The organism is Vibrio gallicus (assembly GCF_024346875.1).
GTDB classification, from domain to species: domain Bacteria; phylum Pseudomonadota; class Gammaproteobacteria; order Enterobacterales; family Vibrionaceae; genus Vibrio; species Vibrio gallicus.
Window position 1 is genome coordinate 1,804,391 of the sequence record NZ_AP024871.1, and the last position, 20,562, is coordinate 1,824,952.

A 20,562-nucleotide genomic window follows, 5' to 3' on the forward strand; every position below is an offset into this window, starting at 1 on the left:
CTTCTAGGATAATAGCGTTAATCTTAGCAGTAACCGTAGCTCATTAAGCGATCATAACGACGCTCAAGTAGCTGATCGTTATCTTTACCTTCCAATTCAGCAAGCTGAGCAATGAGGGTCGACTTAACATTCTCGGCTGTAGCAATATGGTCACGATGCGCACCACCAAGTGGTTCAGTAATGATCTCATCGATTAAACCAAGCTCTTTTAGGCGTGGCGCAATAAGGCCCATAGCTTCAGCTGCTTGTGGGGCTTTATCTGAGTCACGCCATAAAATGGAAGCACAGCCCTCAGGAGAGATAACCGAATAAGTCGAATATTCTAACATGTTGACGAAGTCACCAACACCGATAGCTAATGCTCCACCAGAGCCGCCTTCACCGACTACGTTACAGATAACCGGTACCGTCAATCCAGCCATAACTTTAAGGTTTTGTGCAATGGCTTCTGATTGACCGCGTTCTTCAGCACCAAGACCTGGGTATGCACCAGCGGTATCGATGAAGGTAATAACTGGCATCTTAAAGCGCTCAGCCAATTGCATAAGGCGTAAGGCTTTACGGTATCCTTCAGGCTTTGGCATACCAAAATTGCGTATTACTTTTTCTTTGGTCTCACGACCCTTTTGATGGCCAATAACCATAACTGGACGTCCATCAATACGAGCAATACCGCCAACAATCGCTTTGTCATCAGCATAAGCACGATCACCGCATAATTCTTCGAACTCAGTAAATACATGCTCAATATAATCATAGGTATAAGGGCGCTGAGGATGGCGAGCAAGTTGGGCAACCTGCCACGCACCTAGATCTCCAAAGATTTTCTTCTTCAGCTCTAGGCTCTTCTTCTCTAAAGATGCGATCTCTTTATTCAGATCAAGTCCGTCTTCATCACCATGGCGACTCACGTCACGTAGGGCTTCGATTTTTGCTTCCAATTCTGCAATCGGCTTTTCAAACTCTAGAAAGTTTAAACTCATCTAGCATTCCTTCATGTATTTCGGCTGATGACGGAGGTTTCCATCATCAATTAAATTCAAGTTCTACCTGGTCAGGACCAAGTAGCATTTTTAAATCATCCAACAAGATATCCGATGGCGTTACTCGCCATTCTACACCTAAGCTTAATTTTGCCCTTGCGTCTTCTCGTTGGTAATAAATACTTACAGGCACAGTACCCGCACGGTGCGGCTCTAGAATTTCCCCAAATCGTTGAAAAAACTGAGCATTAATTTGTGACTCTGAGATAGAAAGCGAAAGCCCAGAGGCAAACTTTTCACGAGCCTGCCCAAGATCCATGATCTCACGCGCCGTCATTTTAAGGCCACCATTGAAATCATCAAAGCTGACCTGTCCAGAAACGACCACAATTTTATCGCTTTCTACAAAATCTGCATACTTTTCTAACACATCCGAGAAAAGCATGACCTCCATCCTAGCGGATCTATCGTCTAAGGTCATGATTCCAATGCGTGTTCCGCGTTTGGTCGTCATCACCCTAGCTGCAATAACTAGCCCGGCAAGTGTAACAGATTGGTCACGTCGGGTTGGGGTCGCATTATTTAAACGACAACTGATGTATTTAGCTAACTCTCTACGATATTCATTAATAGGGTGCCCCGTCAAGTACAGACCTAGGGTTTCTCTCTCCCCTTCCAACCAAACCTTCTCTGGCCAATTAGGCACCTGAGCATAGGCTTGCTCTACACCTGAATGGGTATCGTTCAATACCCCAAACATATCTGACTGCCCAAATGCCTGAGCTTGATTGTGTTGTCCCGCAGCGCGCACGGCATCATCAACCGATGCCATCATGGCAGCTCGATGTGGTCCAAGCTTATCCAGTGCGCCGGCTTGAATCAGTTTTTCGATGACCCGTTTGTTACATTTTTTAAGGTCAATTCGAGCACAGAAATCGAATAAATCCTTAAAATGTCCACCGCTATTACGTGCCTGTGTGATGCTCTCTATCGGCCCTTCACCTACACCTTTGATTGCACCGATGCCGTATACCACAGCGCCATTCTCATCCACATTAAAGCGGTATAAGCCAGAGTTGACATCCGGAGGCAGGATCTTTAGCCCCATACGCAGACATTCGTCAACCAAGCCAACCACTTTCTCGGTATTATCCATATCCGCGGTCATTACCGCAGCCATAAACTCGGCAGGATAGTGCGTTTTAAGCCATAGGGTTTGATAAGAAACTAGCGCATACGCAGCTGAGTGTGATTTGTTAAATCCATAACCGGCGAACTTCTCCACCAAGTCAAAGATCTTCATTGCCAACTCGCCATCGACGCCATTTTTCTCCGCACCGTCTTTAAATACAGTACGCTGTTTGGCCATCTCTTCCGGTTTTTTCTTACCCATAGCTCGGCGAAGCATATCTGCGCCGCCTAGGGTGTAGCCCGCTAATATCTGAGCAATCTGCATTACCTGTTCTTGATACAAGATAATGCCATAAGTTGGATCTAGGGTTTCCTTAAGTGATTCATGCTGCCATTTTTCATCAGGATACGACACCGCCTCACGAGCGTGCTTACGGTCAATAAAGTTATCTACCATCCCAGATTGTAATGGACCCGGACGGAACAGCGCCACCAAAGCGATAATATCCTCAAAACAATCCGGTTGCAGGCGTTTGATCAGGTCTTTCATACCGCGAGATTCAAGCTGGAATACCGCCGTTGTCTCTGAGTTCTGTAACAGACGGAATGAGGCTTCATCTTGCAGAGGAATCGATTCAATTCGAACCGGATCTTTCCCTTCACGTTCAAGCTTAGGGTTTATTAACCCAAGGGCCCAGTCAATGATGGTTAGGGTTCGCAACCCCAAGAAGTCAAACTTAACCAAGCCAGCCGTTTCAACATCGTTCTTATCGAATTGAGTAACTGGGAAGTGCCCTTCAGAATCCGCATAAATAGGGGCAAAGTCAGTAATTGTAGTCGGTGAAATAACAACACCACCGGCATGCTTACCGGCATTTCGTGTACACCCTTCGAGGATGCGACACATATCAATCAGCTCTTTGACCTCTTCATCTGCTTCATATAGCTCACCGAACTGCGGTTCGGCATCAAATGCTTTAGCCAGCGTCATACCAGGGTCGGGTGGAACGAGCTTGGAAATTCTATCTACAAAGCCATAAGGGTGCCCGAGTACTCGACCAACATCGCGAATAACCGCTTTTGCCGCCATAGTACCAAAGGTAATGATCTGAGATACCGCATCACGGCCATACATCTCAGCAACATGATCGATAACCTGATCACGCTTATCCATACAAAAATCGACATCGAAATCGGGCATGGATACACGCTCAGGGTTCAAAAACCGCTCGAACAGCAGATCATATTCCAAGGGATCTAAGTCGGTGATCATAAGTGCATAAGCGACCAACGAACCGGCACCTGACCCCCTTCCTGGTCCAACCGGAATATCGTTATCTTTAGACCACTGGATAAACTCCATTACGATAAGGAAGTAACCAGGGAATCCCATCTGGTTGATAACATCCAATTCAATCTGCAAGCGCTCATCATATTCAGGGCGTCGCTGCTCACGAACCTTAGGGTCTGGAAATAGAAACTCTAAACGGGCCTCAAGGCCTTGTTGAGACTTCATGACCAAGAACTCGGTTTCCTCCATTCCCTCTGTTGGGAATGCAGGTAGGAAATACTCATTCAAGCGCACGGTGACATTACAACGCTTAGCAATCTCGACGCTATTTTCTAATGCTTCAGGAATATCAGAAAACAGTTCACACATCTCTTGCTCAGTACGCAGATACTGCTGAGCGCTGTAATTTTTTGGTCGTTTAGGGTCTTCAAGGGTATAACCATCATGGATGGCAACCCGTATTTCATGGGCATCAAATTGATCTTCTGTCAGAAATACCACCTGATTGGTGGCGACGACAGGAATCTCATACTGCTCAGCGCACTCTAAAGCAAAATGCAGATAGCTTTCTTCATCCGGTCGCCCTGTTCGAGTCAACTCCAAATAGAAGCGGTCAGGGAAGTATTGCTGGTAAAAATCCAACGTCTGTTTCACTAAAGCAGGATTCCCTTTGAGCAAGGCTCGTCCTACCTCGCCATCCTTACCGCCCGAAAGAAGGATGAGCCCTTCACTAAACTCAGTGAGCCATTCTTTGTCAATAACCGGTTGATGCTGCACATGCCCGCGCAAATACGCTTTAGAGATAAGGAGTGTTAGATTCTTATAACCGGTATTATTGGTGGCAAGCACCGTAAGGGTGGTCAGCTCGTCAGCAAAGTCTGCTGAGCGCATGCTGAAATCCGCGCCGATAATGGGTTTCACACCATTACTATGCGCATTATTATAGAATTTGACCAATCCACATAGGTTACTAAAGTCGGTCAAGGCAACCGCAGGCATGCCTAACTCAGCGACTTTCTTAACCAAAGGTGGCACTTTGGATAAGCCGTCAACCATAGAATAGTCACTGTGGACCCGTAGATGAATAAACCTAGGTTCTGTCATTGGTGCTTACAACTCTCTTAATCAATTAAACCTAACACACGCTTTACTGGCTTGAAGCTTTTGCGATACTCGGCTATTACACCATGTTTCTCAATCGCCGCAAAATGCGCTTTAGTTGGATAGCCTTTATGTTGGGCAAAACCAAACTGTGGGTGACGCTTATCTAGTTCAACCATCTCCTGGTCTCGAACAACCTTGGCGATAATTGACGCAGCACTTATTTCAGCAACTCGTAGGTCACCTTTAACCACGGCCTGTCCCGGCATTGCAATATTTGGTACGCGATTACCGTCAATGAGTACAAATTCAGGGGTAACAGACAAGCCTTCAACTGCTCGTGTCATCGCCAGCATCGTTGCTTGTAATATATTTAGCTCATCGATCTCTTGTGGTGAGCATCGCCCTACAGACCAAGCTAACGCCTTATGCTGTATCTCTGGAAATAGCGCCTGTCGTTTTTTCTCAGACAGGGTTTTAGAATCCCCTAAACCTTCAATTGGATTATTCGGGTCAAGGATAACGGCCGCAGTCACGACATCACCAACTAAGGGGCCTCGCCCAACCTCATCCACACCAGCAAACAGGGTATACCCTTGTGGGTACACAAAGGGTTCAAAAATAGGTTTACTCATTTACTTACCAATCAAACTTAATACCGCAGCCGCAGCCTGCTTGTCCGCATCTTTGCGTATCCATTCATGCATCTGGGTGAACTTGTCTGTCACGTAGCTATTATCACCCTCAATAATCTTCTCAAGGGCGGTAGCCAAAGCTTGAGGATAACACTGTTCCATAATGAACTCTTCTACTAGCTCTTCATCAGCCAGTAAATTAGGCAAACTATAGTATTTATTAAGCATCATGCGTTTTGCAATAAACCCTGTCAGCTTATTCACTTTATACGCCGTCACCATAGGACGGTTTACCAGCATTCCCTCTAGTACCGCTGTACCACAGGCTAACAATACGTAGTCGGCACTCGCCATAACATTACGCGCCGAATTCTCTTCAATGATTTGAAAATCAAGCTCTGGGGCAACCTGCTGCCACAACTCTTCAAACTGAGCCTTACGCACTGGATTCACCGCCGAAACAATGAATCCAATATCTGGGTGCGTTTGATGAATCAATTGACACGCACCGATAAAGTCAGCCCCCAATAATTTAACCTCAGCCCGACGACTGCCCGGCAAAACGGCTAAATATCGACGAGACGGATCTAAACCAAAGCGCGCTCGAGCTTGTTGTTTATCTGATTGCAACGGGATAGCATCAGCCAAGGTATGACCGATAAACTCACAGGCAACGTTGTACTTATCATAGAACGCTTTTTCAAAGGGAAGAAAGGCAAGTACTAGGTCGGTAGCTGCATCTATTTTAAAGATACGCTTTGGCCGCCAAGCCCAAACTGAAGGGCTGACATAATGTACGGTTTTGAGTCCCGCTTGTTTAAGCTCTAGTTCTAAGCGCAGATTGAAGTCAGGGGCATCGATACCGATAAATACATCCGGTTGCCATTGCTTAAAGTATTTAGCCAGTTCGCGCTTAACATGCAAGATACTGCGCAGGCGGCCAACAACTTCAACTAAGCCCATTACAGCTAAGGTTTCCATTTCAAACAAGCTGTTACAGCCCAGCGCTTGCATCTTCGGCCCGCCAATCCCGACAAACTCTGCATCTGGATATTGGGCTTGGATTCCTTTGATTAAGCCTTCTCCGAGGGTATCCCCCGATAACTCCCCTACCACGATACCAATACGCAATGGTCGACTCATGCCACAACACTCCTAGATAAACAAAAAAGATCGCCCTAAAGCGATCTTTTATCAACTAAACCAATCTAATTTTAGCGAATAATACCGCGTTTTACGTCATTATTTAGATAATCAAGAAATTGCTTAACCGCCGGATATTGTTCCGCTTCTTTTGCGATTTCTTGTTTCGCTTCGTCAAAGCTTAGTCCTGCGCGATACAAGGTTTTAAATGCACGACGTACTGCTAAGATATCTTGCTTTTCAAATCCACGACGCTTCATACCTTCGGAGTTAATACCGATAGGACTACAGTGGTTACCTTGCGCCATAACAAACGGCGGTACATCTTGAGCAACGGTTGATCCGCCACCAATAAAGGCATGCGCACCTAAGGTACAGAACTGATGCACAGGTACTAAAGCAGTCAGGATGACATAGTCTTGCACTGTTACGTGTCCAGCAAGGGTGGCATTGTTACCAAGAATAACGTTATCACCAATAACACAGTCGTGTGCAATATGAGCATTCACACAGAATAGGTTGTCACTACCTACTTGTGTAATCCCCTTATCTTGAACTGTACCGCGATGCATCTGCACGCTTTCACGGATAACATTTCGATCGCCAACAATAAGCTTGGTATCTTCGCCTTGATATTTTTTATCTTGGTTTTCTTCACCAACAATAGCAAAGGAGAATACACGGTTACCGTTACCGATGGTGGTATTACCCTTAATCACAACGTGCGACATAATCTCGTTGTTTTCACCAATTTCAATGTTGCCACTGATATAGGTAAATGGTCCTACGGTGGTGTTAGCACCAATTTTTACATCGCCTTCAATAACTGCAGTAGGGTGAATAGTTGCAGAGGGATCAATCATATTTAGAATTCTCGACGGGCACATTTTAGTTCAGCAGAACACACTACTTCACCATCAACCTTGGCAACACCGTTAAACATAGCGATACCACGACGGTTTTTCAGCAGTTCTACCTCGATAATCATCTGATCTCCAGGAGTAACCGGCTTTCTGAATTTAGCTTGATCAACACTCGCAAAGTAATAAAGCTCGTTCTCTTTTGGTTCACCGAAGGTTTTGAATGCTAGCAATCCAGTAGCTTGCGCCATAGCTTCAAGAATAAGAACGCCAGGGAACACAGGCAATTGCGGGAAATGACCAGTAAACTGTGGCTCATTATAAGACACGTTTTTTAAACCAACTAGATATTTACCTTCTTCAAAGTCCGTCACACGATCGATTAATAAAAAAGGATAGCGATGAGGAAGAAGTGATTGTATCTCGGTAATATCCATGGTCTTTTTTTCAGAAGTCAAAGTTTAGTTCCTTTCGTAGAATGCTTTATTTTATGGGGAATTATATACCCAAGCTACTTCAAGGTGCACGTTTCCGTAAAAAATTGTTAAATTTCTGACCTGCAACTTGAGGTGGTTTGGATTAAAAAGGCCTGCATTATGCAGGCCTTTGGAATGAATTGCGACACTTAAGGGGTTACCTTTTTCTCCAATTGATTCAATCGATGGAGTATATCCTCTAAGCGATTCAATCTCGCAACCGACTTTCGCCATTCTCTATTCGGTTGAGCAGGCATACCGGACGAGTATACGCCCTTCTCAGTAATACTTTTCAGAATCATCGCTCGGCCAGAGATCATAGTGCCATCGGTAATCTCAAGATGACCAGAAATTGCCGCGCCACCACCAATGATACAGTATTTACCGATGTGAGTACTGCCACCAACCACTGTACCACCCGCAATACACGAGCCATAACCGATATGAACGTTATGCCCAATTTGCAATTGGTTATCTAAAATAACGTTACTTTCGATAATTGTATCTTCGAGGGCACCTCGGTCGACAGTGGTACTAGCACCAATTTCAACGCGATCACCGATTACCACAGTACCGGTTTGAGGGATCTTAATCCACTCTCCACGTTCATTTGCATAGCCAAAGCCGTCGGCGCCAATAACACAGCCAGAATGAAACACACACTTTTCACCTACTTCTACATGATGATAAAGCGTGCTATTTGCCCATAGCAGAGTCTGAGCTCCTACCTTAGCATTACGACCAACATAGGCGCCCGCACCGATAGAAGCGCCATCACCGATTACGGCACCAGATTCGATAGTGGCATTGGGACCAACCGAGACGTTTTCACCCACTATAGCATCGCTAGCAATATGTGCAGAGGTTGCGATACCAACCGCAGGCAACTCAGGTATATCAAGTGCTTGAGCTACTTTAGCAAATGCGACATATGGGTCTGCAACCACTAATACGTTGCCATTGCACAAATCAAGCTCACTTTGCTTAACCATGACCACTGACGCCTGACACTCACTAAGCTGCTTTTTATAGCGAGGATTAGACATAAATGTCACTTGCCCTGGTTGCGCTTTATCCATCGCAGCCACAGAAGAAACACTAACCTCGGCATCACCATGTAGTGTGCCTCCGGTTAACTGTTCGAGTTGTTTTAGAGTCAGTGTTGTTGTCATAGTTAATTACTTAAGCTCGTCGATTACTTTTTTAGATAGATCTAATTCTGGTTTAGCATATTGCAACGCTTGTGCATCGATAACCATATCTACGCCTTCACGCTCAGCAACCTTAGATACTGCATCTTGGATTGCTTTAAATAGCTTTTGCTTCTCTTCTGCTTCACGACGTTTACCGTCACGCTCTAGAGACTGCCCTTTTAATTTGTATTCAGCCTGAAGACCTGCAATCTCAATTTGTAGCTGACGAACACCGTCGTCACCAAGCAGTGATGCATCGCGGCGAGCTTTATCAGCCTTAGATTTGATTTTATCTTCTAATGTCTTCATTTCAGCACTGCGATCTTTAAACTCTTCTTGTAGCTTCTTAAGTACTGCCTCACGCTGAGGTAGTTCTTGGAAGATTTGAGCTGTGTTCACATAAGCAACCTTCTGTGCGGCTTCTGCTGCGTGTGCTACCAACGATGAAGTCAGTACAACTAGGCTTAAGCCAGCGGCTTTAATTAATTTTTTCAAAATTTCTATCCTTAATTTTAGAAGGTTCTACCAATGGTGAAAGTAAAGACTTCTTCGTCATCACCTTCATAAATTTTCACCGGAGTTGCCAACGAGAAGACCAAAGGTCCCATCGGAGACATCCATTGCAGTGCCGCACCAACAGAGCCACGGAATGCAAATGGGTCAGAATAATCATAATAATACTCAGAACCCGGTAAGTTTTTATCAATATTTACGTCTTGGAATTCAGTATCCCAAACACTTGCCACATCAAAGAAGACACTCGTTCGAATTTGACTACGCACCCCTTCACTAGCAAATGGTGTAGGTACGATTAGCTCGATACTACCTAGCATAGTGGCGTTACCACCAGCTGATTCATCTGTAGATGAGTAGCAAGGGTTGTTACCTGCTGTGTTACCAGAACAACCTGACGCATCATCGTAAACCGCACGTGGACCTACAGAGTTTGAGCCAAAGCCACGCAGGGTACTGAAACCACCTGCATAGAAGTTCTCATAGAATGGGAACAAGTTGTCATTGCCACCCGTCTGTCCATAACCATTACCATAACCCAAACGTCCACGGAATAGCAGAGTAAAGGATTGCGACTTGTTCAGCGGGAAGTACTGGCGTGCATCGTACTGAATTTTATAGTACTGCGCATCCGAACCTGGAACCGTAATCTTAGTCGTCAAACGTTGGTGGTTACCCGATGTAGGGAAAATACTTCGGTTTAGATTGTTACGCGTCCAAGTCAGAGAAATATCAAAATCGTCAGTATCAAGGGTATTATTTAACGCATCGTAGTTACTACCTTGCGATTGTAAGAATTTCTCAATCTGTACGTACGGGTCTAGGTTAGATAGGCTGTTGTGTGTATAGCCAACACCGAGCTCGACAAAGTTTAGTTCATCAAACGGGAAACCCCAGGTCAATGAACCGCCGTAACTCTCATTGGTATAATCAACAATACCAGCTTCAGAGGCTTCAAACATATTGTAGAAAACCTTACCACCGAGACTTACGCCATCAAGGTTCCAATACGGGTCACGATACTCAAGGCTGATATTCTTTTGGTAATCGTTCATCATTGCGTTGATGCCGACACGGTTACCAGAACCTAAGAAGTTATCTTGCTGCAGGCCTACTTGGAAGCTAATACCTGACTCAGTACCATAGCCAACACCGAAGTTGACACTGCCTGAGTTTGCCTCTTTAACCGTATAAATCACATCAACCTGATCGGTAGTGCCTGGCACACGAGCGGTTTGTACATCCACGGTTTCAAAGAAGCCCAATCGGTTAAGACGAGTCTTGCCGGTTTCTAAAGACTTAGAGTTAAGCCAAGCGCCTTCCATTTGACGCATTTCACGACGCAAAACCTCATCTTTAGTGGTGTTGTTACCCATAAAACGAATATCACGTACGTAGATACGTGCACCAGGGTCTACGTTTACAACTAACGATACCGTGTTATCTTCGTCATTAAATTCTGGAATAGTACGAACCTCTGGATAAGCATACCCAGACTCACCAAGCTCACGCTTAATAGATTCTTCCATAGCAGTAACCGAAGCTCCGCTATAAACATCACCCTTAGCAAATGGGTTCATAGCTTCAAACGCTTCACGTTTACCAATGAGCTTGCCGCGGATCTCGACATTGCTAACGGTATACTGCTCACCCTCGTCTAAGAACAAGGTGATATAAACGCCTTTCTTATCAGGGGAGATAGCCACCTGGCTAGAATCAACCTTGAATTTTAGGTAGCCGCGGTCAAGGTAATAGGATTTTAGTGCTTCCAGATCACCAGCTAATACCTGTTTCTGATATTTGTCATCGGCTAAGAAGTTCCACCACGGCACATTAACGTTTAGGTTAAAGCGCGACAGTAGCTCCTTATCCGTAAACACGTCATTGCCAATAAAGTTGATTTGCTGAATTTTGGCTGACACGCCCTCAGAAAAAACAAACTTTAGGTCGGCGCGATTTCGCGGCAACGGGGTCACGACAGCTTGTACTGAAGCGTTATATTTACCAACGCTGTAATAAAAGTCTTCAAGGCCTTTTTCAATAGTGCTTAGCGTGGTGCGATCAAGCGCCTCACCAACTCGAACCCCGGAGGATTTGAGGTTCTGGCTCAATTGATCTTCTTCGATGGCCTTGTTACCGGAAAAGGATATGCTCGCAATGGTCGGGCGCTCTTTAACGCGCACCACAAGCACATTGCCGTCACGCAATACCTTTACATCTTCGTAGTTGCCGGATTGATATAAGGACTGGATAATTTCAGAGACATCCTTAGTTCCTACAGTATCACCAACACGAACGGGCATCTCAAGCAATGCAGCCCCAAGAGCAACACGTTGAAGCCCTTCAATTTTTATATCTTCTACTACAAAGTTCCCTGCAGCGTGCACAGCACTACTACATAAAAGTAAACCGGTAAGCAGTAAACGTTTTAACGACATATCGACTACTAATTTCCTATAAAAACACGCTGCCGTTTAAATTCACAGACGCATAAAATCGTTCAAGATCGCAATAGACATTAAGGCAAAAATAATCACACCGCCTACTCGATACCCCACATCTTGGATTTTTTCAGGTACCGGACGACGAATCACTGCCTCAATTGCGAAAAATAACAGATGCCCACCGTCCAAAATCGGTAGTGGCACCAGATTGATAATCCCTAAATTTATGCTGATAAGCGCTAAAAAGCCTAAGAAATAGACCAGTCCATAGTCAGCAGTAGCTCCCGCTCCTTTTGCAATAGAGATAGGGCCACTCAAGTTATTAAGACCGACGTCTCCAACAACCAGTTTTTTAAGCATGGTCAAGGTTAACCCTACTACCTGCTTAGTTTTTTCTATCGCTTTACCAACTGCCTCTATCGGTCCAAACCTAAGGTCGAATCGATAATCAGCTGGCCAAGCATCAAATGTGGGCGAAATACCGGCAAAGCCAATGTCATCATTACGCCCCTTTCGTTGTTCAGGGATTAACGTGAGTTGCTCTATAGCACCATCTCTATCAACAGCTAGAGATAAAGAGCGCTCCGGATTATCGCGGATTATTGAGGCAAACTCTTGCCACTGCGTCACAGACTTGTCATTTACTGATAAAATGGTATCACCAACCAATAAACCCGCCTTGGAAGCAGCCCCTCCCTCTTGAACACTGGCAAGGGTCAAATGAACCGCAGGTGAAAACGGTCTAAAGCCAAGCGTTGACATTGCTGACTCAGTTTCTGGGTCAAACGACCAGCTCTTGAGGTCTAAAGTGTATTGTTTTTCGACCCCTAACTCAGCAGATGAAGCAAGGGTCATAGTCATGTGATCATCGCCAATCTTGGCAATTAATCCCATGTTAACCGATTCCCAATCTGCGGTTTTGACGCCATTTACCGCCTTAAGTTCCATTCCAGACTCAATTCCAGCTTGAGCGACAATAGAATTGGGGGTTACCTCACCAATTACAGGCTTTACTGCTGGTATTCCAATTAAGAACACCAACCAATAGGCAAGAATTGCAAATAGGAAATTGGCTATAGGTCCAGCTGCCACAATCGCACTACGCTGAGCAAGAGGTTTATGATCAAATGCGAGATGCTTCTCTGATTCAGAGACCTCATCGATACGACCATCTAGCATCTTGACATAGCCGCCAAGAGGTATAATTGAAATAGAATATTCGGTGCCGTCTTTACCTATCTTATTCCAGATAGATTTACCGAAGCCGATTGAAAATTTATGGACCTTCACGCCACAACGACGAGCAACCCAGAAATGTCCGTATTCATGTACTGCAACTAAAATGCCTAGGGCGACTACAAAAGCCGCAAAATTCCATAAAACGGTAGTCATAAGATCCACTCTTAAGTTAGGTGCTCTCGCGCTAGTATTCGTGCCATTCTATCTAGCTCTATCAAGCTTTCCAAGCTATCCAGTTGGGTTGCGTGTTCAGTTGCACAAACCTTGTTCATTACAGCGGCATTTACCTTAGCAATATCAGTAAATGCGATGCGGCGAGCTAAAAAAGCCTCTACAGCAATCTCATTTGCAGCATTGAGTGCTGTTGTTGCATGTTGCCCACTATAACAAGCTTCAATCGCCAGCTCCAAACACGGATATCGTGAGAAGTCTGGTTCAAGGAAGCTAAGTTCACCAACCTTAGTAAAATCAAGTGCTTTAACCCCAGCAGAGATACGTTGCGGATAAGCAAGAGTCAAGGCAATAGGTGTACACATATCCGGCTCACCAAGCTGTGCTAAGGTAGAGCCATCCTTATATTGAACCATTGAATGAATAACAGATTGCGGGTGAATAAGCACCTGTAATTGTTGCTTATTGGCGTTAAACAGCCAGCGAGCCTCAATATATTCAAGTCCCTTATTCATCATAGTTGCTGAGTCAACTGAGATCTTAGGCCCCATAGACCAATTTGGATGAGCTATCGCTTGCTCAGGCGTTACATTAGGGAGTGTATCAACTGCGCTATAACGGAACGGTCCGCCAGAGCCCGTCAATAAGATACGCTCAACGCCAGCTTGATTTAGATCGCAATGGCCTAAATCAGTTTGTATGTTTTGCGGTAAGCATTGGAAAATAGCATTGTGTTCACTATCTACTGGTAATAACTCTGCACCGTGTTGTTTTACAGCATCAACAAACAGTTGACCTGACATGACTAAGGCTTCTTTATTTGCCAGCAGTACACGTTTACCTGCAGTTACCGCAGCCATAGTTGAACGCAATCCAGCAGCTCCAACAATCGCCGCCATCACCATGTCTACCTGTGGCGCGGAAGCGACAAAGCACATTCCCTCATCGCCAGATAGAACTTCTGTCTTCAATCTAGCAGAGCTGAGCGCAGCCTTAAGCTTGAGCGCACTATCATCATTGGCCATCACCGCATATTCAGGCTGCCACAGCTTACATAGCTTGAGCATCTTCTGAACATTGCTACCCGCCGCTAATGCGAACACCTGATAATGTTCAGGGTTTTGGGCGATAACCTTGAGGGTACTTGAACCAATAGATCCAGTAGCACCCAATATAGATATGTTTTGCATATTGAATACGGTTTTCCGTTACTGCATCAAAAAGTAAAGTACTGCAAATACAGGGAAGGCGGCAGTAAGGCTATCTACACGGTCCAAAATTCCACCGTGTCCAGGGATAATATTGCTGCTATCTTTGATTCCTGCCACACGCTTAAACATACTTTCAACCAAGTCACCAAGCACGGAAATCACTACCGTAACTAGGGTGATGAGCACCATTAATCCTGGACTAGAAAAATGTAAGTCAAACCACAGGGTCAAACCCCACCCTACAATCATAGCGACTATCACACCACCGATAAGGCCTTCGATAGTTTTATTTGGGCTTACACTCGGTGCCATTTTATGCTTACCGAAGCTGCGCCCTGCAAAATAAGCACCGCTATCCGCGGCCCACACTAGTGCGCACACATACATTACGAGCTTAGCACCATAATAAAAATCGGTATCAATACTAATGGCACGCAACGCCACAATGCTCCAGAAAAATGGGACTAGGGTCAAAAGACCAAACACAAACCGCAGCAGGTCTGACTCTTTCCATAAAACGGCTGACTTGGGGTAACTGATTGCAAGTGCACTGGCGATAAGCCACCAAATGGCTCCACCTGCAACAATAATTAATAGTGCGCCACCCAATTCAGACTGCTTAACAAAGCTCTCGGGGATAAACAGAAAAGGAACCAAGAAAGTGGCAAATAACAGTACCATCTTTTGCGCTCGTGAACCCATTTCGACAAATTGAGTCCACTCCCACAGCCCCAGTAATGTAATAAAGCCCAACATCAGCATAAAGCCGACTAATGGGAGCTTAAATACACCGAGGATAACCAGAGGCGCTAAAATCAGTGCCGTAATAATACGTTGCTTCAAAAGATATTCCTTATTCTTGAGCCATTAGGGCTTTGATCTGCTCACCAGTACAGCCAAAACGACGTTCACGATTAACAAACCATGAAATCGCCTCTGATAAGGTATCCTCATCAAAATCAGGCCAATTGGTGTCACAGAAGTAAAACTCAGCATAGGCAACCTGCCACAACAAAAAGTTGCTCAAGCGTGACTCACCGCTGGTTCTAATCATTAAGTCTACATCAGGTAAATCGGATAAACTCAAACACTCAGCCATCAGCTGTTCACTAATATCTTGCGTTTGAATTTCACCTCGCACCGCTTGCTCCGCAAGCTTACGGGTTGCTTGAACGATATCCCACTTGCCGCCATAGTTGGCCGCAATGTTAATTACCAAGCCTTTATTGTCTTTAGTCAGCTGTTCCGCTTCTGCTATTTTTTTCTGAAGCTTATCGGAAAATCGACTCTTATCGCCAATGATTTGCAGTTTTAGATCGTTTTTATGTAACCGCTTTATCTCTTTAGAGAGCAAAGTAATAAATAGATCCATCAATAGACCGACCTCTGCCTGTGGGCGACGCCAGTTCTCACTACTAAAAGCAAACAAAGTAACGGCTTTTATCCCCAGTTTGGCAGCTGTAGTAATGGTTTTCCTTACAGCAGTCACACCCTTTTTATGGCCATATACGCGCGGCTTGCCCTGAGCCTTAGCCCAGCGACCATTACCATCCATAATTATTGCGATATGTTGCGGTAGTGCCGCATTAGAGAGGGAAGAATCAGACATAAAAGATTAGTAAAATGAAACAGGTGGGGAATAATAGCAGAAAAAAACGCTGCACAGTAGGGCAGCGTTTTGTAACCATTAAGTCGAAGAAATTAAACTTCCATCAACTCTTTTTCTTTACCAGCAAGAACTTCGTCTACTTTCTTAACCGCAGCATCAGTTAGCTTTTGAATCTCATCTTGGCCTCTACGGTCTTCATCTTCAGAGATTTCTTTATCTTTAAGCAGTGCTTTAAGATCACCATTTGCATCACGACGAATGTTACGGATAGCAACACGTCCACCTTCTGCTTCACCACGAACAAGCTTAACAAGGTCTTTACGACGCTCTTCAGTAAGCGGTGGAAGCGGCACGCGTAAAACCGTACCAGCAGACATAGGGTTTAGACCTAGGTCCGATTGCAGGATAGCTTTTTCAACTTTTGGTGCTAATTCTCTGTCAAATACAGTAATAGCAAGGGTACGCGCATCTTCTGCAATAACGTTTGCCACCTGGTTAAGAGGCGTTGGAGCACCGTAGTACTCTACTGAGATACCAGAAAGTAAACTTGGGTGTGCACGACCAGTACGGATCTTTGATAAAGTTGCTTTAAGCGCTTCAACGCTTTTTTCCATACGTTGTTTTGCATCTTGTTGGATTTCGTTAATCACGATGTCACCTATATTTTTTTAGTTTGCCCTAAGTACGATTAATCGTTGTTGATCAAGGTGCCTTCAGGTTCACCCATCACTACTCGACGAAGCGCACCAGGCTTGTTCATGTTAAATACGCGGATCGGCATTTTGTGGTCTCGCGCTAATGTGAATGCAGCAAGGTCCATAACTTTTAGCTCTTGCTCTAATACAGCATTGTACGACAACTTCTCATAAAGTTCAGCGTCTGGGTTCTTCGCTGGGTCAGCATTGTATACGCCGTCAACTTTTGTTGCTTTAAGAACGATATCCGCTTCAATTTCGATACCACGCAGACAAGCTGCTGAGTCTGTAGTAAAGAATGGGTTACCTGTTCCAGCTGAGAAAATAACTACACGACCATGACGCAATTCACGAATTGCATCCGCCCAGTTATAGTCGTCACATACACCTTTGAGTGGGATAGCCGACATAACGCGGGCATTAACATAAGCACGATGCAGTGCATCACGCATTGCCAAGCCATTCATTACTGTCGCTAGCATTCCCATATGGTCGCCAACAACACGGTTCATGCCTGCTTCAGCCAAACCTGCACCACGGAAAAGGTTGCCGCCGCCGATAACGACGCCCACTTCTACACCCAACTCAACAAGTTCTTTAACTTCTTGAGCCATACGGTCAAGAACTGCTGGGTCAATGCCGAATCCTTCATCACCTTGAAGAGCCTCACCACTCAGTTTTAACAAAATACGCTGATATGCTGGTTTTGGGTTTGTAGTCATTGGGTATACCTACCAAGTCAGTTTTCGATTAACGGTCGTGGATAGAGATTCTAATCCTTAATTCAAAATGGATAAATCCATATTCACGACAACTATCATTCTTTGTCAATTAAAAAGCCACATTAGCCCTTGCACAAAAAGACCGTAGCAATTGCCACGGTCTTTTTCTATTCGACTAGGCTAATAATTAACCTTTTTGTACCGCTGCAACTTCATCAGCAAAGCTCATTTCAGCTGCTTTTTCGATACCTTCACCTACTTCTAGGCGAGCAAAAGATACTACAGAAGCACCTTTTTCTTTCAGTACGTCACCAACAGTTTTCTTTGGTTCCATGATGAAAGCTTGACCAGTTAGAGAGATTTCGCCAGTGAATTTCTTCATGCGGCCGATAACCATTTTCTCTGCGATTTCCGCTGGTTTGCCTTCATTCATTGCGATCTCAACTTGTACCGCTTTCTCTTTTTCAACTACTGCAGCTGGAACGTCTGCTGGGTTAACAAACTCAGGACGAGAAGCAGCAACGTGCATTGCAACGTGTTTAAGAGTTTCAGCGTCGCCTTGACCTGCAACAACAACACCGATTTTCTCACCGTGACGGTAAGAAGCAAGATCAGTACCTTCAACGTATTGAACGCGACGGATGTTGATGTTTTCGCCAATTTTAGCAACTAGAGCAATACGCTCTTCTTCGAACTTAGCTTGTAGTTCTTCTGAAGTAGCTTTAGTCGCTAGAGCGTCTTCTGCTACTTTATCAGCGAAAGCAACAAAGTTTACGTCTTTAGCAACGAAGTCAGTTTGACAGTTAACTTCAAGAAGAGCAGCAACACCGTCAGCGTGTTTGATGATGATTGCGCCTTCAGCAGCTACGTTACCTGCTTTCTTAGCAGCTTTAGCAGCGCCAGATTTACGCATGTTTTCAATTGCTAGTTCGATGTCACCGTCAGTCTCGGTAAGAGCCTTTTTACAGTCCATCATGCCTGCGCCAGTGCGGTCGCGCAGTTGTTTTACTAGAGCAGCAGTTACAGCCATCCTCTAATCCTCAGTTAAATTCAAAGGTAAAATTCAGGGGCCAAAATGGGGCCCCTGAAGCATACTATCACTTAGTCAATATATGTCGCAAAGCGACAAACTAAGTGTGACTTGGAGCCGCTATTATTCAGCTTCTTCTACGAAACCGTCTTTATCAGCAGCAGTAGCAACGTCTTTGTTGCGACCTTCAGTCACAGCAGAAGCTACAGCGTTTAGGTATAGTTGTACCGCGCGGATAGCATCGTCGTTACCTGGGATGATGAAATCAACACCGTCAGGGTCAGAGTTAGTATCAACTACTGCGTATACAGGGATACCTAGGTTGTTTGCTTCTTTAACTGCAATGTGTTCGTGATCAGCATCAATTACAAATAGAGCGTCTGGTAGGCCACCCATGTTTTTGATACCACCAAGAGATTTCTCTAGCTTATCCATTTCACGGGTACGCATTAGAGCTTCTTTCTTAGTTAGTTTCTCAAAAGTACCGTCTTGAGCTTGAGCTTCTAGCTCTTTAAGACGTTTGATAGACTGACGAACAGTTTTGTAGTTTGTTAGCATACCGCCCAACCAGCGGTTGTTAACGTAGAATTGGTTGCTTGCGATTGCAGCTTCTTTAACAGCTTCAGATGCAGCGCGTTTAGTACCAACAAAAAGAACTTTACCTTTTTTCTCGCCAACTTTAGCAAGCTCAGCAAGAGCGTCGTTGAACATAGGTACAGTTTTTTCTAGGTTGATGATATGAACTTTGTTACGAGCGCCAAAGATGAATGGTTTCATTTTTGGGTTCCAGTAACGAGTTTGGTGACCGAAGTGAACACCAGCTTTAAGCATATCGCGCATTGATACAGTTGCCATTTTTAAAATCCTCTAATGGGGTTAGGCCTCCACATTTCCCATGGTCTCGACCTCTACTGTATGGTTAACAAACAGTGAAGCACCCCGAAACATGTGTCGAAATGTGTGTGAATTAAAATAAAGTAAGTGAGACTAAACTCTACATCGCTCTGCATACAGAAAGAAAATAGAACCTATCTCGGCGCGCTTTATACCATATTTAAACACCAATTGACCAGCTAATTCTGTTTTTTACTCACTTTTAACACCCAGTGAGTTTGATTTTCATTTGCGCCATTACCCAAGCTTGTTAGAATGTATCTAATATCAAGCGAAATAATTGAGTTGTGCATGTCAATCAAAATCAAAACAGCTACCGAAATCGAAAAAATGCGCGTAGCTGGCAAGCTAGCAGCAGACGTACTAGAGATGATCGAGCCCCATGTTAAAGAAGGGGTTACCACAGAAGAGCTTAACCGTATCTGCCATGAATTTACCCTACAAAATGGCGCGTATTCAGCACCTCTTGATTATCATGGTTTCCCTAAATCCATCTGTACCTCAATCAACCATATTGTTTGCCATGGTATCCCTGCAGAACAAGATGCCACCGGCAGCAACGGACAAGCTAAGCCGGCAGTACTCAAAAATGGTGACATCGTAAATATCGATATCACGGTTATTATTCCTGACGATGAAAATGCAGACCTCTCTGTGCGTCCAGCAGGGTATCACGGCGATACATCGAAGATGTTCTTAATCGGTGACGTTGCACCAACGGATAAACGTCTATGTATGGTTGCACAAGAAGCTTTATATCTAGGTATGAAGCAAGTGAAGCCTGGAGCATCCGTGGGTGAAATTGGCACCGCCATTGAGAAATACATCAAAGAGAACAATAAGAAGAACCCTCGCAACAAGTTCTCAATTGTAAAAGATTTCTGTGGCCATGGTATCGGCAATGAGTTCCATGAAGAGCCGCAAGTTGTTCATTATAAAAACTTTGACCGTCGCACCCTAAAAGAAGGCATGTGCTTCACCATTGAGCCAATGATCAACGCAGGCAAATTTGGCTGTACCATTGATGGTAATGATGACTGGACAGTTTATACCGGTGACGGTAAAAACTCCGCACAATGGGAACATACCATTGTTGTAACCAGCGATGGTTGTGAGGTTCTAACCCTGCGCAGTGATGAGTCCATCCCTCGCCTTATGATAAATAAGTAAATATCATTTAATAAACAGGCCAGTTATCAGCTGGCCTGTTTAACAACTATT

General features: G+C 44.6%; 18 protein-coding genes. 1 reads left to right on the top strand and 17 read right to left on the bottom strand.

The window, feature by feature from the left end:
- Window positions 1-23: 23 nt before the first annotated feature.
- The 17 genes from accA to rpsB form a co-directional block, all read right to left on the bottom strand.
- Window positions 24-983 (bottom strand): acetyl-CoA carboxylase carboxyl transferase subunit alpha, encoded by a 960-nt coding sequence (accA, locus tag OCU28_RS08375; RefSeq protein ID WP_261815756.1) that lies wholly within the window; start codon window positions 981-983, stop codon window positions 24-26.
- A 46-nt stretch (window positions 984-1,029) separates the two neighbouring features.
- Window positions 1,030-4,509: a DNA polymerase III subunit alpha gene (dnaE, locus tag OCU28_RS08380; RefSeq protein WP_261815757.1), complete on the bottom strand. Its 3,480-nt coding sequence runs from the start codon at window positions 4,507-4,509 to the stop codon at window positions 1,030-1,032.
- A gap of 17 nt (window positions 4,510-4,526) precedes the next feature.
- On the bottom strand, window positions 4,527-5,141 hold the full coding sequence (gene rnhB / locus OCU28_RS08385) for a ribonuclease HII (RefSeq protein WP_261815758.1): 615 nt from the start codon (window positions 5,139-5,141) through the stop codon (window positions 4,527-4,529).
- Window positions 5,142-6,284: a lipid-A-disaccharide synthase gene (gene lpxB / locus OCU28_RS08390; protein ID WP_261815759.1), complete on the bottom strand. Its 1,143-nt coding sequence runs from the start codon at window positions 6,282-6,284 to the stop codon at window positions 5,142-5,144.
- Between the two features lie 71 nt (window positions 6,285-6,355).
- A complete protein-coding gene (lpxA, locus tag OCU28_RS08395; RefSeq protein WP_261815760.1) occupies window positions 6,356-7,147 on the bottom strand; it encodes an acyl-ACP--UDP-N-acetylglucosamine O-acyltransferase in 792 nt (263 codons plus the stop codon).
- Window positions 7,148-7,149: 2 nt separating this feature from the next.
- On the bottom strand, window positions 7,150-7,581 hold the full coding sequence (gene fabZ / locus OCU28_RS08400; RefSeq protein WP_261817467.1) for a 3-hydroxyacyl-ACP dehydratase FabZ: 432 nt from the start codon (window positions 7,579-7,581) through the stop codon (window positions 7,150-7,152).
- 188 nt (window positions 7,582-7,769) lie between these two features.
- A complete protein-coding gene (gene lpxD / locus OCU28_RS08405; RefSeq protein ID WP_261815761.1) occupies window positions 7,770-8,792 on the bottom strand; it encodes a UDP-3-O-(3-hydroxymyristoyl)glucosamine N-acyltransferase in 1,023 nt (340 codons plus the stop codon).
- 6 nt (window positions 8,793-8,798) lie between these two features.
- Entirely contained in the window at window positions 8,799-9,308 is a 510-nt protein-coding gene (locus OCU28_RS08410) for an OmpH family outer membrane protein (protein WP_261815762.1), read from the bottom strand.
- A 17-nt stretch (window positions 9,309-9,325) separates the two neighbouring features.
- Window positions 9,326-11,764, bottom strand: a complete 2,439-nt coding sequence (gene bamA / locus OCU28_RS08415) for an outer membrane protein assembly factor BamA (RefSeq protein WP_261815763.1) — start codon at window positions 11,762-11,764, stop codon at window positions 9,326-9,328.
- 42 nt (window positions 11,765-11,806) lie between these two features.
- Complete coding sequence (gene rseP, locus OCU28_RS08420; protein WP_261815764.1) at window positions 11,807-13,162, bottom strand: sigma E protease regulator RseP; 1,356 nt, start codon at window positions 13,160-13,162, stop codon at window positions 11,807-11,809.
- Between the two features lie 11 nt (window positions 13,163-13,173).
- Window positions 13,174-14,370 carry a 1-deoxy-D-xylulose-5-phosphate reductoisomerase gene (ispC, locus tag OCU28_RS08425; RefSeq protein WP_261815765.1) on the bottom strand — a complete coding sequence of 399 codons (1,197 nt, stop codon included), beginning with the start codon at window positions 14,368-14,370 and terminating at the stop codon, window positions 13,174-13,176.
- Between the two features lie 18 nt (window positions 14,371-14,388).
- A complete protein-coding gene (locus OCU28_RS08430) occupies window positions 14,389-15,234 on the bottom strand; it encodes a phosphatidate cytidylyltransferase (protein ID WP_261815766.1) in 846 nt (281 codons plus the stop codon).
- Between the two features lie 10 nt (window positions 15,235-15,244).
- The gene (locus tag OCU28_RS08435) at window positions 15,245-16,000 is read right to left on the bottom strand and encodes an isoprenyl transferase (protein WP_261815767.1); all 756 of its coding nucleotides are present in this window, start codon (window positions 15,998-16,000) and stop codon (window positions 15,245-15,247) included.
- A 92-nt stretch (window positions 16,001-16,092) separates the two neighbouring features.
- Window positions 16,093-16,650: a ribosome recycling factor gene (gene frr / locus OCU28_RS08440; RefSeq protein ID WP_261815768.1), complete on the bottom strand. Its 558-nt coding sequence runs from the start codon at window positions 16,648-16,650 to the stop codon at window positions 16,093-16,095.
- 38 nt (window positions 16,651-16,688) lie between these two features.
- Complete coding sequence (gene pyrH / locus OCU28_RS08445; RefSeq protein WP_261815769.1) at window positions 16,689-17,417, bottom strand: UMP kinase; 729 nt, start codon at window positions 17,415-17,417, stop codon at window positions 16,689-16,691.
- 187 nt (window positions 17,418-17,604) lie between these two features.
- Complete coding sequence (tsf, locus tag OCU28_RS08450) at window positions 17,605-18,447, bottom strand: translation elongation factor Ts (RefSeq protein ID WP_261815770.1); 843 nt, start codon at window positions 18,445-18,447, stop codon at window positions 17,605-17,607.
- A 123-nt stretch (window positions 18,448-18,570) separates the two neighbouring features.
- Window positions 18,571-19,302 carry a 30S ribosomal protein S2 gene (gene rpsB, locus OCU28_RS08455; RefSeq protein ID WP_261815771.1) on the bottom strand — a complete coding sequence of 244 codons (732 nt, stop codon included), beginning with the start codon at window positions 19,300-19,302 and terminating at the stop codon, window positions 18,571-18,573.
- A 330-nt stretch (window positions 19,303-19,632) separates the two neighbouring features.
- Here rpsB and map point away from each other — a divergent pair, with 330 nt between their 5' ends.
- Window positions 19,633-20,511 carry a type I methionyl aminopeptidase gene (gene map / locus OCU28_RS08460; RefSeq protein WP_261815772.1) on the top strand — a complete coding sequence of 293 codons (879 nt, stop codon included), beginning with the start codon at window positions 19,633-19,635 and terminating at the stop codon, window positions 20,509-20,511.
- The last annotated feature ends 51 nt before the right edge of the window (window positions 20,512-20,562 follow it).

Bases quoted from the DNA above. Each gene is read 5' to 3' on its own strand.
- dnaE (WP_261815757.1), bottom strand. From the start codon at position 4,509: ATGACAGAACCTAGGTTTATTCATCTACGGGTCCACAGTGACTATTCT.
- ispC (WP_261815765.1), bottom strand. From the start codon at position 14,370: ATGCAAAACATATCTATATTGGGTGCTACTGGATCTATTGGTTCAAGT.
- lpxB (WP_261815759.1), bottom strand. From the start codon at position 6,284: ATGAGTCGACCATTGCGTATTGGTATCGTGGTAGGGGAGTTATCGGGG.
- accA (WP_261815756.1), bottom strand. From the start codon at position 983: ATGAGTTTAAACTTTCTAGAGTTTGAAAAGCCGATTGCAGAATTGGAA.
- pyrH (WP_261815769.1), bottom strand. From the start codon at position 17,417: ATGACTACAAACCCAAAACCAGCATATCAGCGTATTTTGTTAAAACTG.
- lpxD (WP_261815761.1), bottom strand. From the start codon at position 8,792: ATGACAACAACACTGACTCTAAAACAACTCGAACAGTTAACCGGAGGC.
- bamA (WP_261815763.1), bottom strand. From the start codon at position 11,764: ATGTCGTTAAAACGTTTACTGCTTACCGGTTTACTTTTATGTAGTAGT.
- tsf (WP_261815770.1), bottom strand. From the start codon at position 18,447: ATGGCTGTAACTGCTGCTCTAGTAAAACAACTGCGCGACCGCACTGGC.
- rseP (WP_261815764.1), bottom strand. From the start codon at position 13,162: ATGACTACCGTTTTATGGAATTTTGCGGCTTTTGTAGTCGCCCTAGGC.
- map (WP_261815772.1), top strand. From the start codon at position 19,633: ATGTCAATCAAAATCAAAACAGCTACCGAAATCGAAAAAATGCGCGTA.
- fabZ (WP_261817467.1), bottom strand. From the start codon at position 7,581: ATGGATATTACCGAGATACAATCACTTCTTCCTCATCGCTATCCTTTT.
- rnhB (WP_261815758.1), bottom strand. From the start codon at position 5,141: ATGAGTAAACCTATTTTTGAACCCTTTGTGTACCCACAAGGGTATACC.
- lpxA (WP_261815760.1), bottom strand. From the start codon at position 7,147: ATGATTGATCCCTCTGCAACTATTCACCCTACTGCAGTTATTGAAGGC.
- rpsB (WP_261815771.1), bottom strand. From the start codon at position 19,302: ATGGCAACTGTATCAATGCGCGATATGCTTAAAGCTGGTGTTCACTTC.
- OCU28_RS08435 (WP_261815767.1), bottom strand. From the start codon at position 16,000: ATGTCTGATTCTTCCCTCTCTAATGCGGCACTACCGCAACATATCGCA.